24 protein-coding genes are annotated in these 22,683 nt (G+C 41.0%); 16 read left to right on the forward strand and 8 right to left on the reverse strand.

Annotated features, from left to right (window positions below; translation table 11 throughout):
• Positions 1-53 precede the first annotated feature (53 nt).
• The 7 genes from AC4CU2_RS10310 (at position 54) to AC4CU2_RS10340 (ending at position 6,945) form a co-directional block, all read left to right on the forward strand.
• Entirely contained in the window at positions 54-1,064 is a 1,011-nt protein-coding gene (locus AC4CU2_RS10310) for a sulfate ABC transporter substrate-binding protein (protein WP_490768787.1), read from the forward strand.
• Between the two features lie 37 nt (positions 1,065-1,101).
• On the forward strand, positions 1,102-1,707 hold the full coding sequence (locus tag AC4CU2_RS10315) for an RBBP9/YdeN family alpha/beta hydrolase (protein WP_279677986.1): 606 nt from the start codon (positions 1,102-1,104) through the stop codon (positions 1,705-1,707).
• 85 nt (positions 1,708-1,792) lie between these two features.
• Entirely contained in the window at positions 1,793-2,626 is an 834-nt protein-coding gene (gene cysT / locus AC4CU2_RS10320) for a sulfate ABC transporter permease subunit CysT (RefSeq protein ID WP_004693816.1), read from the forward strand.
• The gene (gene cysW, locus AC4CU2_RS10325; protein WP_339421090.1) at positions 2,623-3,504 is read left to right on the forward strand and encodes a sulfate ABC transporter permease subunit CysW; all 882 of its coding nucleotides are present in this window, start codon (positions 2,623-2,625) and stop codon (positions 3,502-3,504) included. Before cysT ends, cysW begins: the two co-directional genes overlap by 4 nt.
• 12 nt (positions 3,505-3,516) lie before the next feature.
• On the forward strand, positions 3,517-4,578 hold the full coding sequence (locus tag AC4CU2_RS10330) for a sulfate/molybdate ABC transporter ATP-binding protein (protein WP_490768788.1): 1,062 nt from the start codon (positions 3,517-3,519) through the stop codon (positions 4,576-4,578).
• 57 nt (positions 4,579-4,635) lie between these two features.
• Positions 4,636-5,559 (forward strand): CysB family HTH-type transcriptional regulator, encoded by a 924-nt coding sequence (locus AC4CU2_RS10335; protein WP_004693821.1) that lies wholly within the window; start codon positions 4,636-4,638, stop codon positions 5,557-5,559.
• 189 nt (positions 5,560-5,748) lie between these two features.
• The gene (locus AC4CU2_RS10340) at positions 5,749-6,945 is read left to right on the forward strand and encodes an outer membrane protein transport protein (RefSeq protein WP_490768789.1); all 1,197 of its coding nucleotides are present in this window, start codon (positions 5,749-5,751) and stop codon (positions 6,943-6,945) included.
• A gap of 54 nt (positions 6,946-6,999) precedes the next feature.
• Here AC4CU2_RS10340 and carO read toward each other — a convergent pair whose 3' ends face one another.
• Positions 7,000-7,746, reverse strand: coding sequence for an ornithine uptake porin CarO (gene carO / locus AC4CU2_RS10345; protein ID WP_490768790.1), 747 nt, complete (start codon positions 7,744-7,746; stop codon positions 7,000-7,002).
• 302 nt (positions 7,747-8,048) lie between these two features.
• On the opposite strand from carO, the gene dapD reads away from it, so the two are divergent.
• From dapD to AC4CU2_RS10375, 6 genes are all read left to right on the forward strand, one after another.
• Positions 8,049-8,870: a 2,3,4,5-tetrahydropyridine-2,6-dicarboxylate N-succinyltransferase gene (gene dapD / locus AC4CU2_RS10350; RefSeq protein ID WP_004693827.1), complete on the forward strand. Its 822-nt coding sequence runs from the start codon at positions 8,049-8,051 to the stop codon at positions 8,868-8,870.
• A gap of 95 nt (positions 8,871-8,965) precedes the next feature.
• The gene (queE, locus tag AC4CU2_RS10355; protein WP_201950891.1) at positions 8,966-9,676 is read left to right on the forward strand and encodes a 7-carboxy-7-deazaguanine synthase QueE; all 711 of its coding nucleotides are present in this window, start codon (positions 8,966-8,968) and stop codon (positions 9,674-9,676) included.
• Positions 9,677-9,719: 43 nt separating this feature from the next.
• On the forward strand, positions 9,720-10,388 hold the full coding sequence (gene queC / locus AC4CU2_RS10360; RefSeq protein ID WP_195728883.1) for a 7-cyano-7-deazaguanine synthase QueC: 669 nt from the start codon (positions 9,720-9,722) through the stop codon (positions 10,386-10,388).
• Positions 10,389-10,404: 16 nt separating this feature from the next.
• Complete coding sequence (locus AC4CU2_RS10365; RefSeq protein ID WP_490768791.1) at positions 10,405-10,812, forward strand: hypothetical protein; 408 nt, start codon at positions 10,405-10,407, stop codon at positions 10,810-10,812.
• 72 nt (positions 10,813-10,884) lie between these two features.
• Positions 10,885-11,577 carry a Dph6-related ATP pyrophosphatase gene (locus tag AC4CU2_RS10370; protein WP_195728881.1) on the forward strand — a complete coding sequence of 231 codons (693 nt, stop codon included), beginning with the start codon at positions 10,885-10,887 and terminating at the stop codon, positions 11,575-11,577.
• A 9-nt stretch (positions 11,578-11,586) separates the two neighbouring features.
• Positions 11,587-12,045: a peroxiredoxin gene (locus AC4CU2_RS10375; RefSeq protein WP_125273079.1), complete on the forward strand. Its 459-nt coding sequence runs from the start codon at positions 11,587-11,589 to the stop codon at positions 12,043-12,045.
• 72 nt (positions 12,046-12,117) lie between these two features.
• Here AC4CU2_RS10375 and AC4CU2_RS10380 read toward each other — a convergent pair whose 3' ends face one another.
• Positions 12,118-12,717 (reverse strand): LysE/ArgO family amino acid transporter, encoded by a 600-nt coding sequence (locus AC4CU2_RS10380; protein WP_114837103.1) that lies wholly within the window; start codon positions 12,715-12,717, stop codon positions 12,118-12,120.
• Between the two features lie 118 nt (positions 12,718-12,835).
• Here AC4CU2_RS10380 and AC4CU2_RS10385 point away from each other — a divergent pair, with 118 nt between their 5' ends.
• On the forward strand, positions 12,836-13,726 hold the full coding sequence (locus tag AC4CU2_RS10385; RefSeq protein WP_195728880.1) for a LysR family transcriptional regulator ArgP: 891 nt from the start codon (positions 12,836-12,838) through the stop codon (positions 13,724-13,726).
• A 38-nt stretch (positions 13,727-13,764) separates the two neighbouring features.
• Here AC4CU2_RS10385 and AC4CU2_RS10390 read toward each other — a convergent pair whose 3' ends face one another.
• Together AC4CU2_RS10390 and AC4CU2_RS10395 are read right to left on the reverse strand one after the other, a co-directional pair.
• Positions 13,765-14,361: a YceI family protein gene (locus AC4CU2_RS10390; protein ID WP_195728879.1), complete on the reverse strand. Its 597-nt coding sequence runs from the start codon at positions 14,359-14,361 to the stop codon at positions 13,765-13,767.
• Positions 14,362-14,404: 43 nt separating this feature from the next.
• Positions 14,405-14,974 carry a nicotinate-nicotinamide nucleotide adenylyltransferase gene (locus AC4CU2_RS10395; protein WP_126036059.1) on the reverse strand — a complete coding sequence of 190 codons (570 nt, stop codon included), beginning with the start codon at positions 14,972-14,974 and terminating at the stop codon, positions 14,405-14,407.
• A gap of 104 nt (positions 14,975-15,078) precedes the next feature.
• On the opposite strand from AC4CU2_RS10395, the gene AC4CU2_RS10400 reads away from it, so the two are divergent.
• Positions 15,079-15,879, forward strand: coding sequence for an enoyl-CoA hydratase-related protein (locus AC4CU2_RS10400; RefSeq protein ID WP_201706274.1), 801 nt, complete (start codon positions 15,079-15,081; stop codon positions 15,877-15,879).
• Between the two features lie 104 nt (positions 15,880-15,983).
• A complete protein-coding gene (locus AC4CU2_RS10405) occupies positions 15,984-16,739 on the forward strand; it encodes a nitroreductase family protein (protein WP_201706273.1) in 756 nt (251 codons plus the stop codon).
• A 232-nt stretch (positions 16,740-16,971) separates the two neighbouring features.
• Here the strand turns inward: AC4CU2_RS10405 and AC4CU2_RS10410 are convergent, their stop codons facing one another.
• The 4 genes from AC4CU2_RS10410 to purL all read right to left on the reverse strand — a co-directional run bounded on the left by AC4CU2_RS10410 (position 16,972) and on the right by purL (position 22,366).
• Positions 16,972-17,286 carry a YqfO family protein gene (locus tag AC4CU2_RS10410; protein WP_201706272.1) on the reverse strand — a complete coding sequence of 105 codons (315 nt, stop codon included), beginning with the start codon at positions 17,284-17,286 and terminating at the stop codon, positions 16,972-16,974.
• Positions 17,287-17,290: 4 nt separating this feature from the next.
• Positions 17,291-18,061 (reverse strand): abortive infection family protein, encoded by a 771-nt coding sequence (locus AC4CU2_RS10415; RefSeq protein WP_201706271.1) that lies wholly within the window; start codon positions 18,059-18,061, stop codon positions 17,291-17,293.
• Positions 18,062-18,185: 124 nt separating this feature from the next.
• A complete protein-coding gene (locus AC4CU2_RS10420; RefSeq protein ID WP_004693854.1) occupies positions 18,186-18,314 on the reverse strand; it encodes a KGW motif small protein in 129 nt (42 codons plus the stop codon).
• A gap of 215 nt (positions 18,315-18,529) precedes the next feature.
• Positions 18,530-22,366 carry a phosphoribosylformylglycinamidine synthase gene (gene purL, locus AC4CU2_RS10425; protein WP_201706270.1) on the reverse strand — a complete coding sequence of 1,279 codons (3,837 nt, stop codon included), beginning with the start codon at positions 22,364-22,366 and terminating at the stop codon, positions 18,530-18,532.
• Positions 22,367-22,683 lie beyond the last annotated feature (317 nt).

A 22,683-nucleotide genomic window follows, 5' to 3' on the forward strand; every position in this document is an offset into this window, starting at 1 on the left:
ACTCACAGTATTCTTGCCTCATGTTTAAGAACGTTTAAAATTTGAGGTCTCACATGAGCTTATCTAAGTTAAAAATTGGGGTACTAGCAGCGCTAGTTTCAGTCACTTCTTTTGGTGTTGCAGCAAAAGATTTCCTTAACGTGTCGTATGATCCAACACGCGAACTCTATGAAGATGTCAACAAACAGTTTGGCGCTTATTGGAAACAACGCACAGGACAAGACATTAACTTCAAACAGTCTCACGGCGGCTCGGGTAAACAAGCCCGTTCAGTGATTGATGGTTTAGGTGCAGATGTTGTGACACTTGCTCTTGCAGCAGATATCGATGTAATTGCTGAAAAAGCAAAACTTTTACCGACCAACTGGCAAAAGAAATTACCCAATAACTCGACCCCATATACTTCAACTATCGTGTTCCTCGTCCGTAAAGGTAACCCACAAGGCATTAAAGACTGGGGTGACCTCGTGAAGCCGGGTGTTGGCATTATTACACCAAATCCAAAAACCTCAGGTGGTGCACGCTGGAACTACTTAGCAGCTTGGGCTTGGGCGAAACATCAACATGCGGGTAACGATGCAAAAGCACAAGAATTCGTGCGTAAAATTTATAAAAATACCAAAGTGCTGGATTCAGGTGCACGTGGCGCAACCACAACCTTTGCTGAACGCGGTATCGGTGACGTTCTCTTAGCATGGGAAAACGAAGCGCACTTAGCAATTCGTGAACAACCGGGTAAATTTGAAATCGTGACGCCTTCCTTATCTATTTTGGCAGAACCACCTGTTGCCATTGTTGAAAAGAATGCGGAAAAAGACGGCAATCTGAATCTGGCGAAAGCATATCTCAACTATTTGTATTCACCTGCTGGACAGGAAATTGCGGCGAAAAACTTCTATCGCCCACGTAATGCAACTGTCTTGAAAAAATATGCAGCCACATTCAAACCGTTGAAGTTGGTGACCATTGATAAAGAATTTGGCGGTTGGACCAAGGTACAAAAACAGCACTTTGAAAATGGTGGTGTATTTGACCAAATTGTGAAAGCCAATACGACGAAATAAAACTGAGTCCAGTAAATAGCTGTAAGGGAGCATCGACATGATTCATACTGTAATTGTACCGGGCGTGGGTGGAAGTGAACATGACCACTGGCAATCGTGGTTACAACGTCAGCTCAAGTCATGCTCTCGTGTCCAGCAGCAGGATTGGAATAAACCTGTACTCCACGAGTGGATTGAACAATTTGTCAAAACAGTTCAATCCATTCAGGAACCGATTCAAATTGTGGCGCATAGCTTTGGTTGTTTAACGACAGTCGCTGCTTTAGCACAGCATCCTGAACTAAATCAAAAAATCAAAAATTTAGTTCTGGTTGCGCCAGCCAACCCTGCTCGCTTTGGTGATACTGGTTTTGCTCGTGAGAGCCAAAATGACTATCTACAATATTTCCACCAACTCAAGCTACAAGTTCCCACCCAAATGATCATCAGTGAAAATGATCCTTGGCTCAATTTTCAAGATGCGCTGCAACTGGCAAAAGCATGGAAAATTAGACCTAAGAACTTGGGGCAAGTCGGACATATTAATGTGGCGTCAGGTTTTGGGCCATTCCCTGAAATTTATGATTTTTTGATTTCAGAAAGTGTGCTAAAAAACATTAGTTTTTACAATGAAAGCAAGTATTTATTTAAATTTGCAATTTAAACGCTACAAATGATACTTGTGCCGAAATTCAGTTTTATTTGAGCTGACTCTTTTTAGGTCAGCTTTCTCTCTTTGAGGAGTAATCATGTCGCAGCGATCCCGAGTGCTGCCAGGATTTGGTCTTTCTCTAGGCTTTACCCTAGCATATTTGTCATTAATCGTTCTCATTCCGTTGTCCGCTGTTTTTATTAAATCTTTAGGCATTGGTTGGGATGGTTTATGGGAAATTTTAAGTTCAGAACGTATTTTAAAATCTTTGCAGCTCAGTTTTAGTACAGCCCTGATCGCCGCGTTTATTAATGTGGTTTTTGGTCTCCTTCTAGCGTGGTGTTTGGTTCGTTATCGTTTTCCAGGTAAACGCATTGTAGATGCCTTGGTCGACTTGCCGTTTGCCTTACCCACCGCGGTTGCAGGTATTGCACTCACCTCGCTTTATGCGCCTACAGGTTGGATCGGTCAGTATCTTGAGCCTTTAGGAATTCAAGTGGCCTATACCCCAATTGGTATTACATTGGCACTGATTTTTATTGGTATTCCGTTTGTGGTACGAACTGTGCAACCAGTCCTCAGCGACTTGGAAACAGAGTTAGAAGAAGCAGCATCAGCATTAGGTGCCAACCGTTTACAGATTGTGACCAAAGTGATTTTACCGATTTTATTTCCAGCACTCATTACCGGTTTTGCACTTGCGTTTGCACGTGGCGTCGGTGAATACGGTTCAGTGATCTTTATTGCCGGGAACCAACCGTTTAAAACAGAAATTGCACCGCTCATGATTATTTCACGCTTAGAAGAATATGACTATGCAGGTGCAACCACGATTGCAGTCGTCATGTTGGTGCTGTCTTTTGCCATTTTATTCCTGATTAACTTGTTACAAGCATGGGCAAGCCGTCGTACAGGGAGAACAGCACGATGAATATCAACAGTAATGCGCTGGCTGAAAAGCTACAATCGCGTGATGCAACACGTGAGCCAACTTGGGTTCGCTACACCCTGATTACGATTGCTCTACTGTTCTTTTTAAGCTGTTTGATCTTACCGCTGATTTTGGTGTTCGTTGAGGCATTTAAACAAGGGGTCGGTGTATACGCACAAGCCTTGGTTCATCCAGACACGCTCTCCGCAGTCAAACTCACTTTATTAACCGCGGTGATTGCAGTCCCACTAAATGTGGTATTTGGTGTTGCAGCAGCTTGGTGTGTGGCCAAATTTAACTTCCGTGGTAAATCCATCTTAACCACGATTATTGATATGCCATTTTCAGTATCCCCTGTTATCGCGGGCTTAATGCTAGTACTGATTTTTGGTACGCAAGGTTGGTTCGGTAGTTGGCTGATGGATAATGACATCAAAATTCTGTATGCCGTTCCTGCCATTGTATTAGCAACAATCTTTATCACCGTTCCTTTTGTTGCACGTGAACTTATTCCGCTCATGGAAGCCCAAGGAACTGAAGAGGAAGAAGCTGCGATTGTACTCGGTGCATCAGGCTGGCAAACCTTCTGGAAAGTAACCCTACCCAATATTAAATGGGGTTTAATTTACGGCGTCATTCTGTGTAATGCACGTGCCATGGGTGAGTTTGGTGCGGTATCGGTAGTTTCAGGTCATATTCGTGGTGAAACCAATACCTTGCCTCTACATGTCGAGATTCTCTATAACGAATATACCTTCAGTGCGGCTTTTGCTGTGTCTTCGCTCTTGGCGCTTTTAGCGATTGTAACCCTTGTGTTAAAAACATGGGTTGAGATTCGCCAAGAAAAGCAAAACAAACATAATGATTTAACAGTTTAAAGGAATGACCTCATGAGTATTCAAGTTAAAAATATTGAAAAACACTTTGGTGCATTCCATGCGCTGAACAACATTTCTCTCGATTTCCCTGATGGTCAATTGGTTGCATTACTTGGGCCGTCAGGCTGTGGTAAAACCACTCTGCTTCGTATTATTGCAGGACTTGAGTCCGCAGATGGCGGTCAAGTTATCTTAGAAGGTGAAGATGCAACCAATGTACACGTACGTGAACGCGAAGTTGGTTTTGTATTTCAGCACTATGCCTTGTTTCGCCATATGACCGTATTTGACAATATTGCCTTTGGTCTCCGCGTTCGCCCACGTGCAACACGCCCATCTGAAGCTGAAATTAAAAAACGTGTCACGCGGTTACTGGACTTAGTCCAATTGGGCTTCTTGGCAGACCGTTACCCAGCGCAACTTTCAGGCGGTCAGCGTCAACGTATTGCACTGGCACGTGCTTTGGCAGTTGAACCACGTGTACTGTTACTAGATGAGCCTTTTGGTGCTTTGGATGCAAAAGTACGTAAAGAGCTCCGTCGTTGGTTACGTACTTTGCATGATGAACTTCATATCACCTCAATCTTTGTAACGCATGACCAAGAAGAAGCTTTAGAAGTCGCAGATCAAATCATTGTGATGAATAAAGGGAACGTCGAGCAAATTGGATCACCCCGCGAGGTTTATGAAAAGCCTGCAACGCCGTTTGTGTTTGACTTCCTAGGTCAAGCAAACCGTTTCGAAGGCCAAAATAACGCAGGGACGATCCAAATTGGTGAAGACCGTATTCAATTAGACTCTTTACGCAATGCACCTTCGGGTGACGTGATTGCTTTTGCTCGTCCAGATGAATTAAGGATCCATGCACAGCCGCAAGACAATGCCATCCAAGCAACGTTCGTACGAGAATTATGGATCGCTGGCAAAGTGGTTGCAGAACTGCATGATCGCCAAGGCAAACTGATTGAAATTTCACTGACTTCTGAAGAAGCAAAATTACACCAATTTAGACCGAATCAAACGGTATGGTTAAGCCCATCAAACTTGCATTTATTTGCAAAATCTGCGGCTTAAGACCAATTGAATGGGGCATGTTAAATGCCTCATTCAGCATAAAAGAGATCCAAAACTATGAACTTTCAACAACTCAGAATTATTCGAGAAACGGTGAGACAAAACTTCAACCTCACCGAAGCCTCTGCTGCACTGTATACCTCTCAGTCAGGCGTCAGTAAGCACATCAAAGACCTAGAAGATGAATTAGGCGTACAGCTTTTTATTCGTAAAGGGAAACGCTTACTAGGTTTAACTGAACCTGGCCAAGCACTACTGGGCATTGTTGAACGCATGTTGGTCGACGCAGACAATATTAAACGTCTTGCAGATGATTTTAACCGTGTCGATGAAGGCACTTTGACGATTGCGACTACACATACGCAAGCGCGTTATGTGCTACCGCCGATTGTCAATCAATTCAAAAAAGAGTTTCCAAAAGTTCATCTTATTTTGCAACAAGCCAGCCCTGTTGAAATTACCGAAATGCTTTTACAAGGTGAAGCAGACATTGGTATTGCAACTGAGTCACTCACCACTGAGGACAATCTGGCTAGTGTACCGTTCTATAATTGGCAACACAGCATTATTACCCCTCAAAACCACCCACTGGCAAGCAAACAAAATATTAGTATTACAGACTTGGCGGAATATCCACTGATTACCTATCACGGCGGTTTCACAGGCCGTTCAAAAATTGACAAAGCTTTTGAAGATGCAGGTGTGGATGTCGACATCGTAATGTCTGCTTTAGATGCCGATGTGATTAAAACCTATGTTGAACTGAATATGGGCGTTGGTATTGTCAATAATGTGGCTTATGACGTTGAACGTGACTATCGTTTAAAACAAATTCCAACTGATATTTTTGGGCTAAACACCACATGGATTGCAGTGCGTAAAGGCCACCTCCTGCGTGGCTATGGCTATGAGTTTATTTCTTTATGTGCACCAAATGCCGATATTAAAGCTTTAAAACGTATAGCCTATCCCGAAGAATAAAACCGCAATACATAAGAGAGCCTAGGCTCTCTTTTTTGATCTTTAGCAAAACTCTTGCTTATTCTATACACCTAGAAATAATCAAAATAATGATTTTAATTCATAAGAAAAATGAATAAAATATAATCAAAAATAAAAAACTTAATTTGATTTTAAACACGATTCTATAATTTAGACCAAGGACGCAACATGAAATTTCACATTTTTGTCGGATTGCTGTATGTCCTGCCGCTAAGTTATGCCTCTGCCGCAGCTTTAGAACGTAGCGCTCAATCGGTACATGCATTATTTGAAAAAGGTAATTATGCGGAAGTTGCTTTGCTCCAAGTAGATCCCAATATTTCAGGTCAGGTCCAGCATCAACAAAATAGTACAGAATCAGATATTCAAAGTTTTTCGGCAGGCAATTTAGTCAATCATCAACAATTCATCCAAGCTGCATTAAAATTACAACCACATCCACAAATTTCTGTGGCGTTATTATTTGACCAACCTTATTTTGCTGATGTGAATTATCACTATAGTCCTATTCTTTCAGGTGAACCCTTACCTATAGAAAACGCAGATATTAAGTTTGACTCAAGAAATATTACAGCGCTCATTGGCTATCAACCCACACAACATTGGAACCTCTTTACAGGTCTGAGTTACCAGTCATTTTCAGGTGATCTGAAAATTGGTACACAAGTTGACTATACCTTTTTTGATTATCACGCGCATTTTCCCAAAGACCATTCGTGGGGTTGGTTAGCAGGTGTAAGCTACCAAATTCCTGAATATGCATTTAATACAGCAATTACCTATCGCGCAAAAATCAAACACAGGACCAATGCAAGCGAAAGTTTTTGGGGATTTCCTTTAGAGGTTGCACCACAACAAGCAACGGAAATTCAGACCCCAGAATCGGTGAATTTAGATTTTCACACAGGTTTACCTGCGCAAAATTTTCTGTATGGATCATTGCGATGGGTCAATTGGCAAGATTTTAAAATTCAACCCACTCAATTTGCTGCAATTCTGCAATCTGAAGGACTAGGTAATCAGTTCAACCTGATTGATTACCAAAAGAATCAATGGTCGACCCGTTTGGGGGTTGCCCATCAATGGTCATCCAAATGGATCACTGCGGTGGAAGGATTGTGGGATTCTGGTGCGGGTAATCCTGCCTCAGACTTAAACCCTGTAGACGGTTATGTTGGTGTGGGTACGGGCGCGGTTTATCACTTTAACCCTAAAACGTTTATGATTGCGGGTCTGCATTATTTGTACTTTACCAAACCAGAAAAGACACAACCACAGTCGTTAATCACGCAAATCTCAAGTTTTTCTTCACTCGAACAACGTGATGCTTGGGTTTATCATTTGAAATTGGCACACCGCTTTTAAGACACAAAAAACGAGCCGAAGCTCGTTTTTTGGTTTAGCTCAAGCTAATAGATATTACCAGTGGTAACTTACACCTAGTTTGGCAACTGGCATCCATTCGTATTTGTCATCATTCGCAATTTTACGCGCTTCATTATCAGCAGCAGTTTGACCTGAAGTTGAACCACCGACTTCTTGTAATCCTGTCGCTGTTAAATTTACAGAAGGGTTACCTGTGTAGTATGCACCCACTTCACCAAATACACCCCAGTTTTGATTAATCTTAGGTGCTAAACCAAAACCTACATATGGAGCAATATCATTTTTATATGCTAAAGAACCATCGACAGAACCACTACCTGATGGAGCATTGAAGTTCTTACCATCAATTTTGATTGTGTCATTTGAGTTATTCAAACGTTTGGTCAAGGCATAGTCGTTATCAATGTAACCTACACCAGCTGCAACGTATAAACCTTGAGTCCATCGATTTGTACTTGTACCCCATGGACGAATCTCAGCATTTAAATAAGCAAGGCTGTTGTCCATATCCATATCGTATTTGGTGCCATCGATAGACAAATCATCAGACCATGAAATGTCACCACCGTTGTAACCTAACGCTAAACCCACATATGGGTTAGCTGTCCACAACAATGCACCACCATAACCTGTTGTACCAACTTCAGCACGAACACCAGTAGGAATTAATTTATTTTGGTCAAAAGCATAACCATCTTTTACGACTGCATCATCAGCAAAAGCTGTACCTGCGACTGCTGACATTGCTGCTGCAATTGCAACTAAACGTAATGATTTCATGTTTTTTCTCCTCCAATCAAAGATTTTTTTACATCATTTACAATTTTTTGATGAGCCCATCATAAAACACCTCTTGACTGTTTTTTATTCTAAATTTAGGTTGTTTTTGTTATTTTTTGATACATTTTATACTTTCTTGTTGTTTTAATTCACAATTCTTTACTTAATTTTCCAGTTAAACCGGCTCTAAAAGCCTTATATCCAATCATTCATTATTATTTCCGATCCTATGCTGTTTTTTCATCTATTCTCTGCACAATATAGTGTAAAATCAGGAAAATTTTTTTTCTGGAAGGAAGATCATGTCTCAGCTTTCAACAATTATTGAACAAGCGTTTGAAGACCGTGCGAATTTTACAGCAGCGGACTGTCCTGCTGAAGTTCGTGCAGCAGTTGAAGAAGTCATTGCTGGTTTAGATAACGGGACATTACGTGTTGCTGAAAAAATTGATGGTGAGTGGGTTGTTCATCAATGGGTGAAAAAAGCTGTGCTTTTATCATTCAAACTAAATGACAACAAACCAATTGAGTCATGTGACCTTCAATTCTACGACAAAGTAGATACCAAATTTACAGGTTGGACTGAAGAACAGTTTAAAGCGGCTGGCGTACGTGTTGTTCCTCCTGCGGTTGCACGTAAAGGCTCTTTCCAAGCGAAAAACGTGGTGTTAATGCCTTCTTATGTCAACATTGGTGCATATGTTGACGAAGGCACCATGGTTGACACATGGGCAACTGTTGGTTCATGTGCTCAAATTGGTAAAAACGTTCACTTATCTGGTGGTGTAGGAATTGGTGGTGTTCTTGAGCCACTTCAAGCAAACCCAACGATTATTGAAGACAACTGCTTCATCGGTGCACGTTCTGAAATCGTAGAAGGCGTGATCGTAGAAGAAGGTTCTGTGATTTCGATGGGCGTGTTCATTGGTCAATCGACTAAGATTTTTGACCGTGCAACTGGCGAAATTCACTATGGTCGTGTACCAGCAGGTTCTGTTGTAGTTGCAGGTAGCTTACCTTCTAAATGCGGTACTTACAGCCTGTATGCTGCAATCATCGTGAAAAAAGTAGATGCACAAACACGTTCTAAAACGAGCTTGAACGATTTACTACGCGACGAATAATTTTTCGTTGTCGTTCGGAACTAAAGTTCCTCATCTCTACGGTTAAGACTAGCCGTAGAGATTTTTGTTTTTCTAACCTGTGGTTTAATTTTGCTATGAATACGCTTCGATCTTCTGCTATCCCTGTTTCTGATCCTTCTGCGGGTCTACGTATCACGGAGATCTTTTATTCTTTGCAAGGAGAAGCCAACACCTCAGGACTGCCAACAGTTTTTATTCGTTTAACCGGTTGTCCACTACGTTGTACCTACTGCGATACGACCTACTCGTTTGAAGGTGGCGAACGCCAATCTTTAGATCAGATTATTCAAACCACGCTTGATTTTAAAACCCCTTATGTCTGCGTGACAGGTGGTGAACCTCTTGCACAGCCCAATGCCTTGCCTTTAATGCAACGTCTTGCTGATCTCGGCTGTGCAGTCTCTTTAGAAACCAGTGGCGCTTTAGATGTGTCTAAGGTTGACCTACGTGTTTCAAAAGTATTAGATTTGAAAACCCCAACTTCAGGTGAAGTTGCACGAAATTTGCTTTCGAATCTCGACCATTTAACCCAGCACGACCAAATCAAGTTTGTAATTTGTAACCGTGAGGATTATGAGTGGTCAAAACAGCAAGTTGAAGACTATAAACTCAATGAAAAAGTCAGCACAGTATGGTTCTCTCCTGCTTTTGCCGTTGAGAAAGGTGCTGCTCGTTTACCTCAACTTGCGCGTGACTTAGCGCAATGGATATTAGAAGACCATCTCCCTGTTTGCTTCCAACTCCAACTCCACAAGTTGCTTTGGAATGACGAAACTGGTCGCTAATACATTGCCTATTCATCTTTAATTTATATTTGGAGAAAGTTGTATGCGCCCTCGTGCCATAGTTTTGTTATCTGGCGGTTTAGACTCAACAACTTGTTTAGCATGGGCGCAAGCACAGTATGACTGTACAGCGCTCAGCTTTATGTATGGTCAACGCTCAACCACTGAGCTCGATGCTGCACGCGAACTTGCGAAAAAAGCAGGCGTAGAACATCGTGTCATTAATATCGACTTAGGTAATTTGGGTGGTTCTGCGTTAACAGACCATAGCATTGATGTTCCAGATCATGAACAAGTCGGTATTCCTGTAACTTATGTTCCAGCACGTAACACGATTTTCTTATCTTATGCCCTAGCAGCAGCAGAAGTTTTAGATGCCGAAGCCATTGTGATTGGTATTAATGCTGTTGATTATTCAGGGTATCCTGACTGTCGACCTGAATTTATTGAGGCATTTGCCAACATGGCTCGCCTTGCAACCAAGGTTGGCGTTGAAGGAAAACCTCTTAAATTTGAAACACCTCTGTTACATTTATCCAAAGCAAATATTATTCGCTTAGGTATAGAACATGGCGTAGACTATAGTCAAACGGTGTCTTGCTACCAAGCAGATGACCAAGGACGTGCTTGTGGGAAATGCGACAGCTGCCGTCTTCGTAAAGAAGGTTTTGCAGATGCTGGCGTAACAGACCCAACGCGTTATATACCGTAACGACAAGGTACAGTTTATGAAAAATTTAAAATCAAACATTTTGCTTTCTACATTGGTGTCTGCAGCTGCATTGTTCGCTACAGTTTCAAATGCTGCTGAATCGAACAAATTACAAGAAGCGTATAAAAGCACCAATGTTAAATCTGCATTAATTAATGTTTGTAAAGAAGAAACTGCAAAAAGTAAAAAGCTTAGCGCAGCAGAAGTAAGCAAATACTGTACTTGTGCAGTTGAAGCTGATGGTAAGTTGACCAATGCACAAAAATGGGAAATCCAAAGTGCGATCAACCAAAAGAAAAGCCCGTCTACTTTAGCTTTTGTACAAAAGCAAAATAACGACTTACAAACATGTTTCGGTCCACAGTTAACAGGTAAATTAAAATCTTTAACTGAAGAAGCAATGAAAGCTGCTCCGAAAAAATAATTCACTGAATGTGAATGAAGCCTGCTCTATGCAGGCTTTTTTATATGTTCAAAATAGATAGAACCTGAAAATATGCTCACCGAATGGAATACACGCGCCCAAAATCGCAAATTTGTTGCGTCATATAGTGGTGGAAAAGACAGCAGCCTTGCTTTATACCAAGCGATGCAAATGGGTAAACCTGTTGCATTAATCGTCATGTTAGAAGAGCAAGGTCTGAAATCGCGCTCACATGGGATGTCCCTCGATATTATTCATGCGCAGGCAAAAGCAATTGGGCTTCCCATCTACAGTGCCTCCGCAACGTGGCAAGACTATGAAAACCAGTTCATTCAACTATTGCAAAAAACTCAAGCACTTGGAGCAGAAACCTTAGTCACAGGTGATATTGATTTAATGGCACATGCTGAATGGAATCAATCCGTTTGCGATAAAAGTGAGCTCAGCTTATGTATGCCACTATGGCAACGTCCACGTTCAGACATTGTGCATGAGTTTATTCAGCTTGGTTTTCAAAGCATCATCGTTACGGTCAACTTAAACTTAGGCATGACAGTTGAAGACTTAGGTCAAGTGCTTAGCCTTGAATATGTCAATGAACTGGTTGCAAGAGGCATTGACCCATGCGGCGAAGCGGGTGAATTCCACACTACGGTGATTGATGGCCCGATTTTCAAACATCCACTTTCGGTTGTTAAAGGTGATATTCTGTATCACGAAAATTATGCCTTTTTACCACTTGAATTAGAACACCGTGACATTTAAGGATAGAACATGACTGATACCATCCAACTTCCAAATCAGAACTTTCCAGCCACAACGGATGAAGTGAACTTAACTGAAGTGCCGACTGAGTGGCTGATTGTGTATTTTTACCCGAAAGATTCAACGCCTGGTTGCACAACTCAAGCTGTTGGTTTTTCATGTTTAAAAGATCAGTTTGATGCCTTACAAACCACAATCATTGGTGTTTCACGTGACTCGGTTAAAGCGCACCAGAATTTTACAGAAAAGCAGGCTTTAACCATTAATTTAATTAGCGACAAAGAAGAAGTGCTGTGTAAACACTTTGATGTGATTAAAGAAAAAAATATGTATGGTAAAAAAGTGATGGGCATTGAGCGCTCAACTTTTATTTTTCATAACGGTAAACTGGTGAAAGAGTATCGTAAGGTAAAAGCTGCGGGACATGCTGAACAAGTTTTAGAAGACTTAAAAGCATTACAAGCTTAATGTACATCAGCCCGCAAATGCGGGCTTTGTTTTTTGTGATTTTTTAATTTATAGTTTTTATTGCACACGCTTTTATTTCACAAGCAGTGAAATGGCGATTCCCCACATCACCAGAGCAATGATCGCATCTAGCACATTCCACGCTTTCGGATTTGCAAAAATAGGGATAAGCACACGAGCCCCATAGCCCAAAGCAAAGAAAAACAACCAAGACGCACACACTGCTCCTAGAGCAAAGTACGCAGGTTGCTCAAACTGTGTTGAAATTGAACCCAGTAAAATAACCGTATCTAAATACACATGCGGATTAAGCCAAGTCAGCGCCAAACACAGCAAAACAATATTCACTAGTTGATGCTTTTCAATGGGACTTGCCTCCAAGCCCTGCTGTGATTTGAATGCCCGCAGTGCATGTTGGAATCCATAACAAAACAGGAAAAGTGCCCCTGCCCATTTGGCAAACTGAATAATTTCAGGATAGTGCTGAAGCACTTTTGAAAAACCCGAAACGCCTAAGACAATTAGAATAGAATCCGACAATGCACAGACAAAACATACCCAAAAAACAAACTGCTTTTTAAGCCCCTGTTTTAGCACAAATGCATTTTGAGCCCCAATAGCAATAATAAGGCTCATCCCAACTGCAAGCCCTTGTACATATGTACTTAACATTTTGACTTTTCAACTTAATTGATGATGTCAGGATTATCTTTCATTTTTAGTTAAATTAAGTATTATTTAGAAAATATCAATATAACTAAAATATTTTTAGTTTAAAGTGAGTCCCGATATGCTGAATCATAAACAATGCGACGCATTTTTAGCTGTAGCAGAAACAGGAAGTTTTGACCTTGCTGCTGAACAGCTATGCATTACTGCTTCAGCCGTCACTTTACGCGTACAAAGCCTAGAAAAAAGTTTGGGGCATTTATTAATTGTGCGCGAAAGACCTTGCCGCCCGACACAAGCAGGTCAATCGCTGCTACATTATTTGCAACATAGCCGACTGTTAGAGCAAAGTTTCATTCAGAACCTCACGGGTCATATGAACACCTCTGCCTTTTATCAAATCAACATTGCAACCAATGCCGACTCCTTAGCGACATGGCTGTTGCCCTTGCTACAATCAACATTAATTGAAAAAAAGATCGTGGTGCATTTTCAGGTTGATGACCAATCACAAACCCATCACTTACTTGAAGCCGGTTTGGTAAATGCCTGCGTGACAGATGAATCACAAGCCATGAAAGGCTGCGTAGCGGAATACATTGGCGATATGAACTATCGTTTTGTTGCCACGCCTACTTTTGCACAGCAATGGTTTAAACAAGGTGTCAACCGCGAGTCTCTACGTGCAGCTCCTGCACTGATATTTAACGCAAAAGATCAACTCCACACCACGTATATCCAACAAAAGTTTGGACTCAATCCAACTCAATATCCACATCACTTTATTCCGTCTTCCAGTGCATTTTTTGATGCAGTTACGATGGGACTCGGCTATGGTTGGTTGCCCTATTACCAAGCCAAACCGCGTTTGCAGGATGGCTCATTGGTTGAGTTAGATGCTCAACTCAATATTGATTTACCTTTGTATTGGCATCATTGGAAACAGCAGTCGGTGCAGTTAAATCTGCTGACAGATCTCTTGATTGAACAGGCTCAAGCAGCAATGAACTAAAATAACCCTGAATATAAGTCTTTGAGATCATGGAGCCTCTATTGCACTTTCCACTGCCCTGACAGTTGAATATTCACTTTTTCGCCTACACCTCCCATGGCTTTTTTCATGCCAAAGTCACTTCGATTAATCACGGCTGATGAGTGAACATCCAGTAGATTGGCATTATTGGCACTCGGTTTTAAGGTGGTGCTAAAGCTAACAGGCTTGGTAATGCCGCGAAGTGTTAAGTTTCCGGTAATATTATATTGACCGCCACCCAAGTCTTTAAAACTGGTGCTTTTAAAATTAGCGCTTTTGTACTTAGATGCATAAAACAAATCTTCACCCAAAATCATATTTTTCAGTGAAGGCTTGCTCAAGCTTAGGCTATTTACATCCATCACAAAATTCGTTGAAGCCTGCTGTGGTGCCTTGGCATCAAACTGCATACTGGATTGCACCCGATTAAACTTAGCTCTTACAACAGTTACACCCAAGGATTTAATTTCAAAACCTACATTACTCTGAGGTGTCAATGTCCATGACTGGGCTTGCACTTGAGTGCTGAATGCAAATGTAACACCTGCAATCATCAAAGCATTTTTAATGACCGTATGACTTGCAATCTGTTTCGTCTGTTGTTTTCTATCCATGGAACTCGATCCTCGTCGAAATATTTTTATTCGACTGAGAACATTAGTCTAAATTGGATAGGTCCTGAGTTAAAAATTTGTGTTGTAACTGTTTATATATTTCACTTTGTTGGAATTTATGTAAAAACTCACTGGTCCCCAATGGAAACGCCTGCTCTAAAATATCGCCTCGATAATAAGCCTCACGAACAGGTGTTGCAGACATCGCGTCTTGTAGACTATCGAGCTCAACCATTTGCCACTCAGGAAAAAGCTGTAAATAATACGAGGAATCATCTTTAAAATGGCCAATCAGTCCAACCTTCGCCTCAGGTGTGACTACATGATTCACTAATTTTTTTACCAATTGCACCCATTTAACATCATTATAAACATCAATTACATGTACAAAGTGAATCCGTTTTTGATGTGCTTCTGAAAAGTTCGATAAAATCATTTCTTCACGTTCAGATGCTAAAAATGGATTTTTCGTATTTCGTTCATTTTGCGCAGAGCCTAAAGCCAAAATGACATTTTCACTTTGCTCTAAAGCAATCTTGATGGTTTGCATATGTGCCAAGTGAAATGGCTGGAAGCGACCAATGAATACGAGATAATCAAATGTATATGGCATAAATCTTTTACTTTTTTATGAACTGGTCAGTTGTGTCGATCATAAAATTATGCGACATAATGAGCCCATAAAATTAAACCAAACTTTCTAGCAAGGATAGTACGATGACACTGAGCTGTATTCAACAACCTCATCAACATTTGAATGCAAAACTAGACAATGGCGTACTGACATTAGCCATTCACCGTCCTGAAGCAAAGAATGCGTTGTATGGCGAACTTTATTTATGGATTGCAAAAGCTTTAGATGAAGCAGATCAGGACAATAGCGTTCGTGCCGTGATTCTACGTGGTGAAGACGCAGACTTTACCGCAGGCAACGATATGCAAGACTTTATGAAATCTGCTGCACAAAAAGGTCAAGCACCTGCATCTGAAGGCCCTCCATTTATTTTACTCAAATCTGCTGCGAAGTTTTCTAAACCGTTGATTGCTGCTGTACGTGGTGTGGCGATTGGTATTGGAGTAACAATCTTATTACATTGTGACTTGGTTTATAGCGACAACACTGCCCTATTCCAAATTCCATTTGTCAGCCTTGGTTTATCACCTGAAGGGGCTTCAAGCAAATTATTGGTAGAACAAGCTGGCTATCATAAAGCAGCAGAATTACTGCTGACTGCTCAGAAGTTTGACAGTGTAACTGCGGTTTCTGCAAACCTTGTGAACAGTATTGAAGATGATGTGTATGTAGCGGCTACCAAAAAAGCAGCACAATTGTCCGCTTTACCTTTAGCCTCTTTAGTACAGTCTAAAGCGTTAATGAAGCACAATGTAAATGAAATTGTGGCTTGGATTGATCATGAAGCTGAAATTTTTATGGATCGCGTGGGTTCACCCGAAATGATGGAAGCTGTAGCTGCATTTATGCAAAAACGTAAACCTGATTTTTCCCAGTTCAATTAAAGCTTCATAACTTGACTGAAAAAACCACTACGTTTATTAAGACGCAGTGGTTTTTTTACTTTTAGTCCCAACATATTTTAAAACCCAATCTGGAAATACTTCTTATGTCGAACACTACAGAAAAAAAACGCTATTTTGAGCCTGCGCCACAAGACATTGATGTTGAAAATTTTAAAAAAGTTATTCAAAGTCGTCGTTCTGTGCGTAAGTTTACGGATAAGACCATTCCAGCCGATATGCTTGATGACTGTTTAGATTTGGCACTGCTTGCACCAAATTCATCCAACTTACAGCCTTGGACTTTTTATGTGGTGCAAAACCCAACGAAGAAAAAACAACTAGTCAAAGCTTGCCTAAATCAGCTTGCGGCAAAAACTGCGTCAGAATTGATCGTGTGTGTCGCGCGTACAGACCGTAATGATGAAATGGCAAAACGTAATATTACCGAGTTCCCTTTTCCTGAAGCGCCTGCAAGTGTACTCAAATATTACAAGTTTATTCCTTATAACTATAAGACAGGTTACTTAAATGCATTAGGTAACTTTAAGAAAGTGGCTTTCAAAATAGCACGTAGTTTAGACAAACAACTGCCTGTAACCGCATTTAATCAAGCCGATGCCAAACTTTGGGCAAGTAAAACCACAGCTTTAGCATGTGAGAACCTTGTTTTAGCTTTACGTGCCTACGGTTTTGATAGTTGTATGATGGAAGGTTTTGATGAGCCTTTGGTGCGTAAATTGTTAAATCTGAATGATCAGCAATACCCTGTGATGGTGATTGGTGCAGGTGAGCGTGCAGAAGATGGTGTGTTTTTCCCGCAGTATCGTTTTGATCGTGAGTTATTTATTCAGAAGGTTTAATATTAGTTTTCTCAATGGAATCCTTTCATTAAAGTTTTAATTTCAGGATTAACCTTCGGTTTTGCCTACTTTTCTTTCGGGAAAAGTAGGCAAAACCATTGTCATTCGCAAAACTCGTTCTATTCCGCCGTTTATCAATTTAGTCGCAGAAACTTTATCTGATAAATTAAGTCCTGCCTCAAACAGTTGCGAATGCCGTTAGCGTGTCTAAAATATATTTTTAGGTTCATCATTAAAGTACATCGACCATCTGAATAAACTCAAAAGCTGGCTCTTCATAGGGATGGCTTAATGTTAAAGCCTTTGCCACAGCAGAGGCTTTTTCCTCTGGAACAATGGTTTCCACCCGCCACTCTGGAATTTTCTCCAAAGCATCCAACTCACCTATAAACGGATTTGCGTCTTTTACAGGTTTAAACTGGCCTGTACCCAAAACTTGCCATGCACAGTGTTCATAGTTTCCTATACCACCTGCCCCTGCTTCAAAAATCGCAAGTTTGGTAGATTCAAGATGAGATTCTGGAACATAGTAAATAAGTTTGAGCATGGAACTAATCTTTATGAGAATTTGATAATTTTTCGGACTCGGCTCTTATATCCCAAGTTGAGAAAAGAAACACCGACATGGTTCCTGCTAAATTCACTGCTAATTCTGCATGTCTCGAAGATGGTTTAAAATTCTTCTGCCCTTGTCCATGTGCATCACCAACTTTATTTCTTAATGCACCTAATCCCTCAACAATAGAACTACAACCGCCCAAAATCTGCTTAAAAGTTTGCTCTGTATGTTGTGATGGAGATAGGTTCAACTTTTTGTTTAATAGACGGTACAAATGATTAATATCAGGACTATTTCCATAATCAACATTGAAGTCATCCAATATATGCTTACAAGTAGATTCCAATAATGTTCTCGACAACGTAATTGCCCCTTCGGGATCTGTACTTCGTCTTTCTAAAGCTTTACCCCATATTTGATGAATGTAATCAGAACTTAAACCTTCAATTTTATTCATCACTAGATGGTCTAATGGAGTTGTATCTAAACTTTCCAAGACATCGAACAATTCATTAAAATCATCATAGATATGTTGTTTACATTCCTCATAACCATTAAAAGTATTTTTTAAATAGTCATTCGCCTGATCTAAAGATCTAGAATTTTTCACTAATGTTGGAAGATAAGGTTTTAGATTATTAATTTTAATCAGCTCATTTCTCAATTGAATAAATGCTTCGTCAGAGCCTTGCTCTAATTTGTCTAAGACTCTAGAGATGATTAACTCTTGTAATAATGAAACTGTTTTTATTAAATCTGTCATTTTTAGTCTTAAATATTCAAACTTTAAATATTTTATAAGTATATAAAAATAAAGCCATAAATATTTTTGAATATCTTATCATCAATAAAAATCCACCTTTCGTTGGTTCTTTAACTTTCAAAAATCACATCTGCAATGCATAACCCAAAATCAAAAAGATCAATTGCAAGCTCAAAATCACAGCAAACAACTTCCATCCTTTTTTACGCAATGCAGACTTATCGACTGCTTCGTATGTAACTGTTTTAATCATGTCATCACCTCATACATGAGTGTTGATACTGAAATTGTTTAGTGATCCATCTTTCTTCTATTTTGCATGATATTTGTGCATTTATTACACAATATCACTTTTACATAAATATAAAAGCAAAATCTAAACCAACTTCAGCGGGAGAATTAAAAAAATAAAAAACGATTCAATAAAAAAGCCACCCGAAGGTGGCTTTTCAAAACCCAGACTTCAGATTAACCAATGAACTTACGTGCATTACGGAACATACGTAACCATGCACCGTCTTCTGTCCAATCTTCAGGCTTCCAAGAATGCTGTACCGCACGGAAGTTACGTTCAGGGTGCGGCATCATAATCGTTGCGCGACCATCTTTCGATGTGACACCTGAAATCGCTTCTGGTGAACCATTCGGGTTCATTGGATAGTGTTGAGTTGGGTTACCTTGGCTATCGACATAACGCAAGATTACTTGATTACCTGTATTTAATGCAGCCAAGTTATCCGCGCTTGTCACCACACGACCTTCACCATGTGCAACTGCGATCGGCAGGATTGAACCTTCCATACCTTCTAACAATACAGAGTTCGATTTTTCAACACGAACATTGACCACACGTGCCTCAAACATCTCAGAAGTGTTGCGGTGAAAACGTGGCCAAGCTTCAGCACCCGGAATCAGTGGTGCCAATTGCGACAACATTTGACAGCCGTTGCAAATACCAAGAGAGAACGTTTCGTCACGGTTGAAGAATTTTTCAAATTGGTCACGAAGTTTCGGGTTGAACAAAACTGATTTCGCCCAGCCACCACCAGCGCCCATTACGTCTCCGTAAGAGAAACCACCACATGCCACAAGACCTTCAAAGTCATCTAGGCTGATACGACCTGCAAGCAAGTCGCTCATGTGCACATCTACAGTGTTGAAACCAACTTTGTCGAATGCAGCAGCCATTTCCACATGACCGTTTACGCCTTGTTCACGTAAGATCACCATGTTTGGACGACGTTCGTTGATGTACGGCGCTTCGATTGGCTCATTCAAATCAAATGTTGGTTTTGCAATAATACCTGCATGTGATTTGTCCGTAATTAATGCAAATTCTTGATCCGCTGTTTCTACGTTGTCACGTAGACGCTGGATTTGATGTGATACTTCAGTCCACGCCACTTGCAAATCTGCACGTTCAAGCACTAAACCATTTACCATCAATTGATCGGTGTTGTTTACCGTACCAATAACCGCAATTGCATCGCGTAATGTAGATGCCGCAACTTCGTCTGCAAGTGTTGCCCAATCAGACGCGCTGATTTGAAGCACTGCACCAATTTCTTCTGCAAATAAACTTGCAGTTGATTGATCTTCTAAAGCCACACCGAGACGTGCTGCAAACATCATTTCTGCAACAGTTGCAAGCAAACCACCATCACCGATGTCGTGGTAAGCCTTAATTAAGCCGCGGTTATTCCAGTCTTGAACCAATGCAAAGAATGCTTTGAAGTCGTCAAAACTATCCACATCTGGTGTCACTGAACCAATCGCTTTATAGACCTGAGCAAGGATCGAACCGCCTAGACGGAACTGACCTTTAGAAAGATCAATACGGACAAGTATTGATTCTTCATTTTTCAATTCAGGCGTTAAAGTTTTACGTACATCCGTAACTGGTGCAAATGCAGTGATCACGCCTGACATCGGTGAAGTCACCGATTTGTCTTCGCCTTCGTCATTCCAAGTCGTACGCATAGACAATGAGTCTTTACCCACTGGAATTGCAATACCCAGTGCAGGACACATTTCCATACCGATGGCTTTTACACCTTCGAATAAAGCTTGGTCTTCACCTTTCTGTCCTGCTGCCGCCATCCAGTTTGCAGACAATTTAATGTCACTGATCTGGTCGATTTTTGCAGACATAATATTCGAGATCGACTCTGCAACCGATAAACGTGCAGATGCCGCAGGATTTAACAAGGCAACGGGTGGACGTTCGCCCATCGCCATTGCTTCACCTGTGTAGCCTTGTAAGCTTGTTGTAGTCACTGCTGCATCTGCAACAGGAACCTGCCAACGACCTACAAACTGATCACGTGCAACCATACCTGTAATTGAACGGTCACCAATGGTGATCAGGAATGATTTCGATGCAACCGTTGGATTTTTAAGTACACGGTAAATCGCATCTTTTAAATCTGTGACTTTAGATGCATCAAAGTCGTCGCCTTGACGTTCAATCGTTTCATACGAACGGCTCATACGAGGTGTGCCACCTAGCATGACTTGCATTGGCATATCCACGGCTTTGTTATCAAACAATGGATCGTTCACCGTCAATTGACGCGCTTCAGTTGCTTCACCTAAAACGGCAAACGGACAACGCTCACGTGCACATAATGATTCAAATAATTCTAAAGAACTTGGACGAATCGCCAATACATAGCGCTCTTGCGCTTCGTTTGACCAGATCTCCATTGGAGACATGCCCGGCTCAAGTGATGGAATCTTTCGTAAATCAAGAATCGCACCCAGTTCGTGGTCATTCACCAGTTCAGGCATTGCGTTCGAAACACCACCTGCACCCACGTCATGCACAGACACGATTGGGTTGAAGTCTTCCATACGCCAGCATGCATCAATCACTTCTTGGCAACGACGTTCCATTTCAGGGTTTTCACGTTGTACAGAAGCGAAGTCTAGGTTTTCACCGAGTTTACCGCTGTCTACAGAAGATGCAGCACCGCCACCAAGGCCGATCAACATTGCAGGACCACCAAGGACAATCAGTAAGTCACCCGGTTGAATCGCATCTTTTTCAACATGGTCAGGACGAATATTGCCATAACCACCAGCAATCATGATTGGCTTATGGAAACCTTTCACATCGCCATTCACATTTTGTTCAAAAGTACGGAAGTAACCATTTAAAGCAGGACGTCCAAATTCGTTGTTAAACGCAGCACCACCCAAAGGCCCTTCAATCATAATTTGAAGCGGAGATGCCATACGCGATGGTTTGCCATAGTTCTCTTCCCAAGGCTGTTCAAAGCCTGGAATATTCAAGTTAGACACCGTAAAGCCTGTTAAACCTGCTTTTGGTTTACCACCACGACCTGTTGCACCTTCATCACGAATTTCACCGCCCGAACCAGTCGCAGCACCCGCAAAAGGCGCGATCGCTGTTGGGTGGTTATGTGTTTCCACTTTCATCAGGATGTGAGCGGCTTGGCTCTTGTATTTATAAACGTGGTGACCCGTCGCTTCATCTTTCTTCGGATAGAAACGCTGAGTATCAAAACCAACAATCACCGAAGCATTGTCTTTATATGCTGACAATACGTCTGTCGGTGATTCTTTATAAGTGTTTTTAATCATTTGGAATAATGACAATGGTTGTTTTTCACCATCAATTGTCCATTCAGAACCAAAGATTTTATGACGACAGTGCTCTGAGTTTGCCTGAGCAAACATCATTAGTTCAATATCGTGCGGATTACGACCGAGCTTGTTAAAAGCAGCAACTAAATAATCAATTTCTTCATCAGAGAGTGCAAAACCAAACTCAGAATTCGCCTTCACTAAAGCATCTTTACCCTGACCTAAAATGTCGATTGCATTTAAAGGCTTTGGTGCAGTTTCAGAGAACAATGCAGCCGCGTCTTCAATTTGATTGAACACACTTTCAGTCATACGGTCATGTAAAACTTGTTTTACTGCATCCGATACTTCAGAAATACCTTTTAAAGTAAACAAAACACCGCGTTCTAAGCGGTGTATCGGGGTATTACAGTTGGCAAAAATATCCGTTGCCTTTGATGACCACGGCGAGATTGTACCTACACGTGGCGTCACAAGGACTTGAACTTCATCACTTGTCGCTTCGCGAACTTGGAAGGTTGCGCCATCATTTAATAGCTGCAAAGCAGATTGCTGTTGTTGCTCGTCGAGCGCTTGGTCGAAAAGGTAAACCCATTGGCTTTCTATTGATTGAACATAACTGATAGACGATAGACGTGTTAAAAGTTGTGTTTGCTTAAAAGAAGAGTGTGCAGGTGCACCGGCAACGATAAACATGCTGTTTTTGGCTCCACGGGCAGGTCTAGACAACCTACCTCAATGTGACTTGAAGAGAGCGCATATTCTACTGTGTATTGCCAAAATCAGCTAGTCGTCTACGACTTAAAAAAGTGAGATTTCTTTGTTTTAAAAGATCAATTTACTTTGACTTTAAAAATCAAACATGATTAGTAACAAATGTTTTAAGGGATAAATTTCAAAGATGCCCGACTTTTAGGCTTTGATTCAGTTCTAAAAACCATTTTCAATTGATATTTAAGCTTCAAATAACGAAGTTGACAGCCTGCTTGAGAACAAACAGGACTGCTTTAAGA

The sequence above is a fragment of the Acinetobacter sp. 797_lipA genome, from assembly GCF_058243025.1.

Excerpts from the sequence above, each read along its gene's own strand:
- AC4CU2_RS10310 (WP_490768787.1), top strand. The coding sequence starts at position 54 with ATGAGCTTATCTAAGTTAAAAATTGGGGTACTAGCAGCGCTAGTTTCA.
- AC4CU2_RS10315 (WP_279677986.1), top strand. The coding sequence starts at position 1,102 with ATGATTCATACTGTAATTGTACCGGGCGTGGGTGGAAGTGAACATGAC.
- cysT (WP_004693816.1), top strand. The coding sequence starts at position 1,793 with ATGTCGCAGCGATCCCGAGTGCTGCCAGGATTTGGTCTTTCTCTAGGC.
- cysW (WP_339421090.1), top strand. The coding sequence starts at position 2,623 with ATGAATATCAACAGTAATGCGCTGGCTGAAAAGCTACAATCGCGTGAT.
- AC4CU2_RS10330 (WP_490768788.1), top strand. The coding sequence starts at position 3,517 with ATGAGTATTCAAGTTAAAAATATTGAAAAACACTTTGGTGCATTCCAT.
- AC4CU2_RS10335 (WP_004693821.1), top strand. The coding sequence starts at position 4,636 with ATGAACTTTCAACAACTCAGAATTATTCGAGAAACGGTGAGACAAAAC.
- AC4CU2_RS10340 (WP_490768789.1), top strand. The coding sequence starts at position 5,749 with ATGAAATTTCACATTTTTGTCGGATTGCTGTATGTCCTGCCGCTAAGT.
- carO (WP_490768790.1), bottom strand. The coding sequence starts at position 7,746 with ATGAAATCATTACGTTTAGTTGCAATTGCAGCAGCAATGTCAGCAGTC.
- dapD (WP_004693827.1), top strand. The coding sequence starts at position 8,049 with ATGTCTCAGCTTTCAACAATTATTGAACAAGCGTTTGAAGACCGTGCG.
- queE (WP_201950891.1), top strand. The coding sequence starts at position 8,966 with ATGAATACGCTTCGATCTTCTGCTATCCCTGTTTCTGATCCTTCTGCG.
- queC (WP_195728883.1), top strand. The coding sequence starts at position 9,720 with ATGCGCCCTCGTGCCATAGTTTTGTTATCTGGCGGTTTAGACTCAACA.
- AC4CU2_RS10365 (WP_490768791.1), top strand. The coding sequence starts at position 10,405 with ATGAAAAATTTAAAATCAAACATTTTGCTTTCTACATTGGTGTCTGCA.
- AC4CU2_RS10370 (WP_195728881.1), top strand. The coding sequence starts at position 10,885 with ATGCTCACCGAATGGAATACACGCGCCCAAAATCGCAAATTTGTTGCG.
- AC4CU2_RS10375 (WP_125273079.1), top strand. The coding sequence starts at position 11,587 with ATGACTGATACCATCCAACTTCCAAATCAGAACTTTCCAGCCACAACG.
- AC4CU2_RS10380 (WP_114837103.1), bottom strand. The coding sequence starts at position 12,717 with ATGTTAAGTACATATGTACAAGGGCTTGCAGTTGGGATGAGCCTTATT.
- AC4CU2_RS10385 (WP_195728880.1), top strand. The coding sequence starts at position 12,836 with ATGCTGAATCATAAACAATGCGACGCATTTTTAGCTGTAGCAGAAACA.
- AC4CU2_RS10390 (WP_195728879.1), bottom strand. The coding sequence starts at position 14,361 with ATGGATAGAAAACAACAGACGAAACAGATTGCAAGTCATACGGTCATT.
- AC4CU2_RS10395 (WP_126036059.1), bottom strand. The coding sequence starts at position 14,974 with ATGCCATATACATTTGATTATCTCGTATTCATTGGTCGCTTCCAGCCA.
- AC4CU2_RS10400 (WP_201706274.1), top strand. The coding sequence starts at position 15,079 with ATGACACTGAGCTGTATTCAACAACCTCATCAACATTTGAATGCAAAA.
- AC4CU2_RS10405 (WP_201706273.1), top strand. The coding sequence starts at position 15,984 with ATGTCGAACACTACAGAAAAAAAACGCTATTTTGAGCCTGCGCCACAA.
- AC4CU2_RS10410 (WP_201706272.1), bottom strand. The coding sequence starts at position 17,286 with ATGCTCAAACTTATTTACTATGTTCCAGAATCTCATCTTGAATCTACC.
- AC4CU2_RS10415 (WP_201706271.1), bottom strand. The coding sequence starts at position 18,061 with ATGACAGATTTAATAAAAACAGTTTCATTATTACAAGAGTTAATCATC.
- AC4CU2_RS10420 (WP_004693854.1), bottom strand. The coding sequence starts at position 18,314 with ATGATTAAAACAGTTACATACGAAGCAGTCGATAAGTCTGCATTGCGT.
- purL (WP_201706270.1), bottom strand. The coding sequence starts at position 22,366 with ATGTTTATCGTTGCCGGTGCACCTGCACACTCTTCTTTTAAGCAAACA.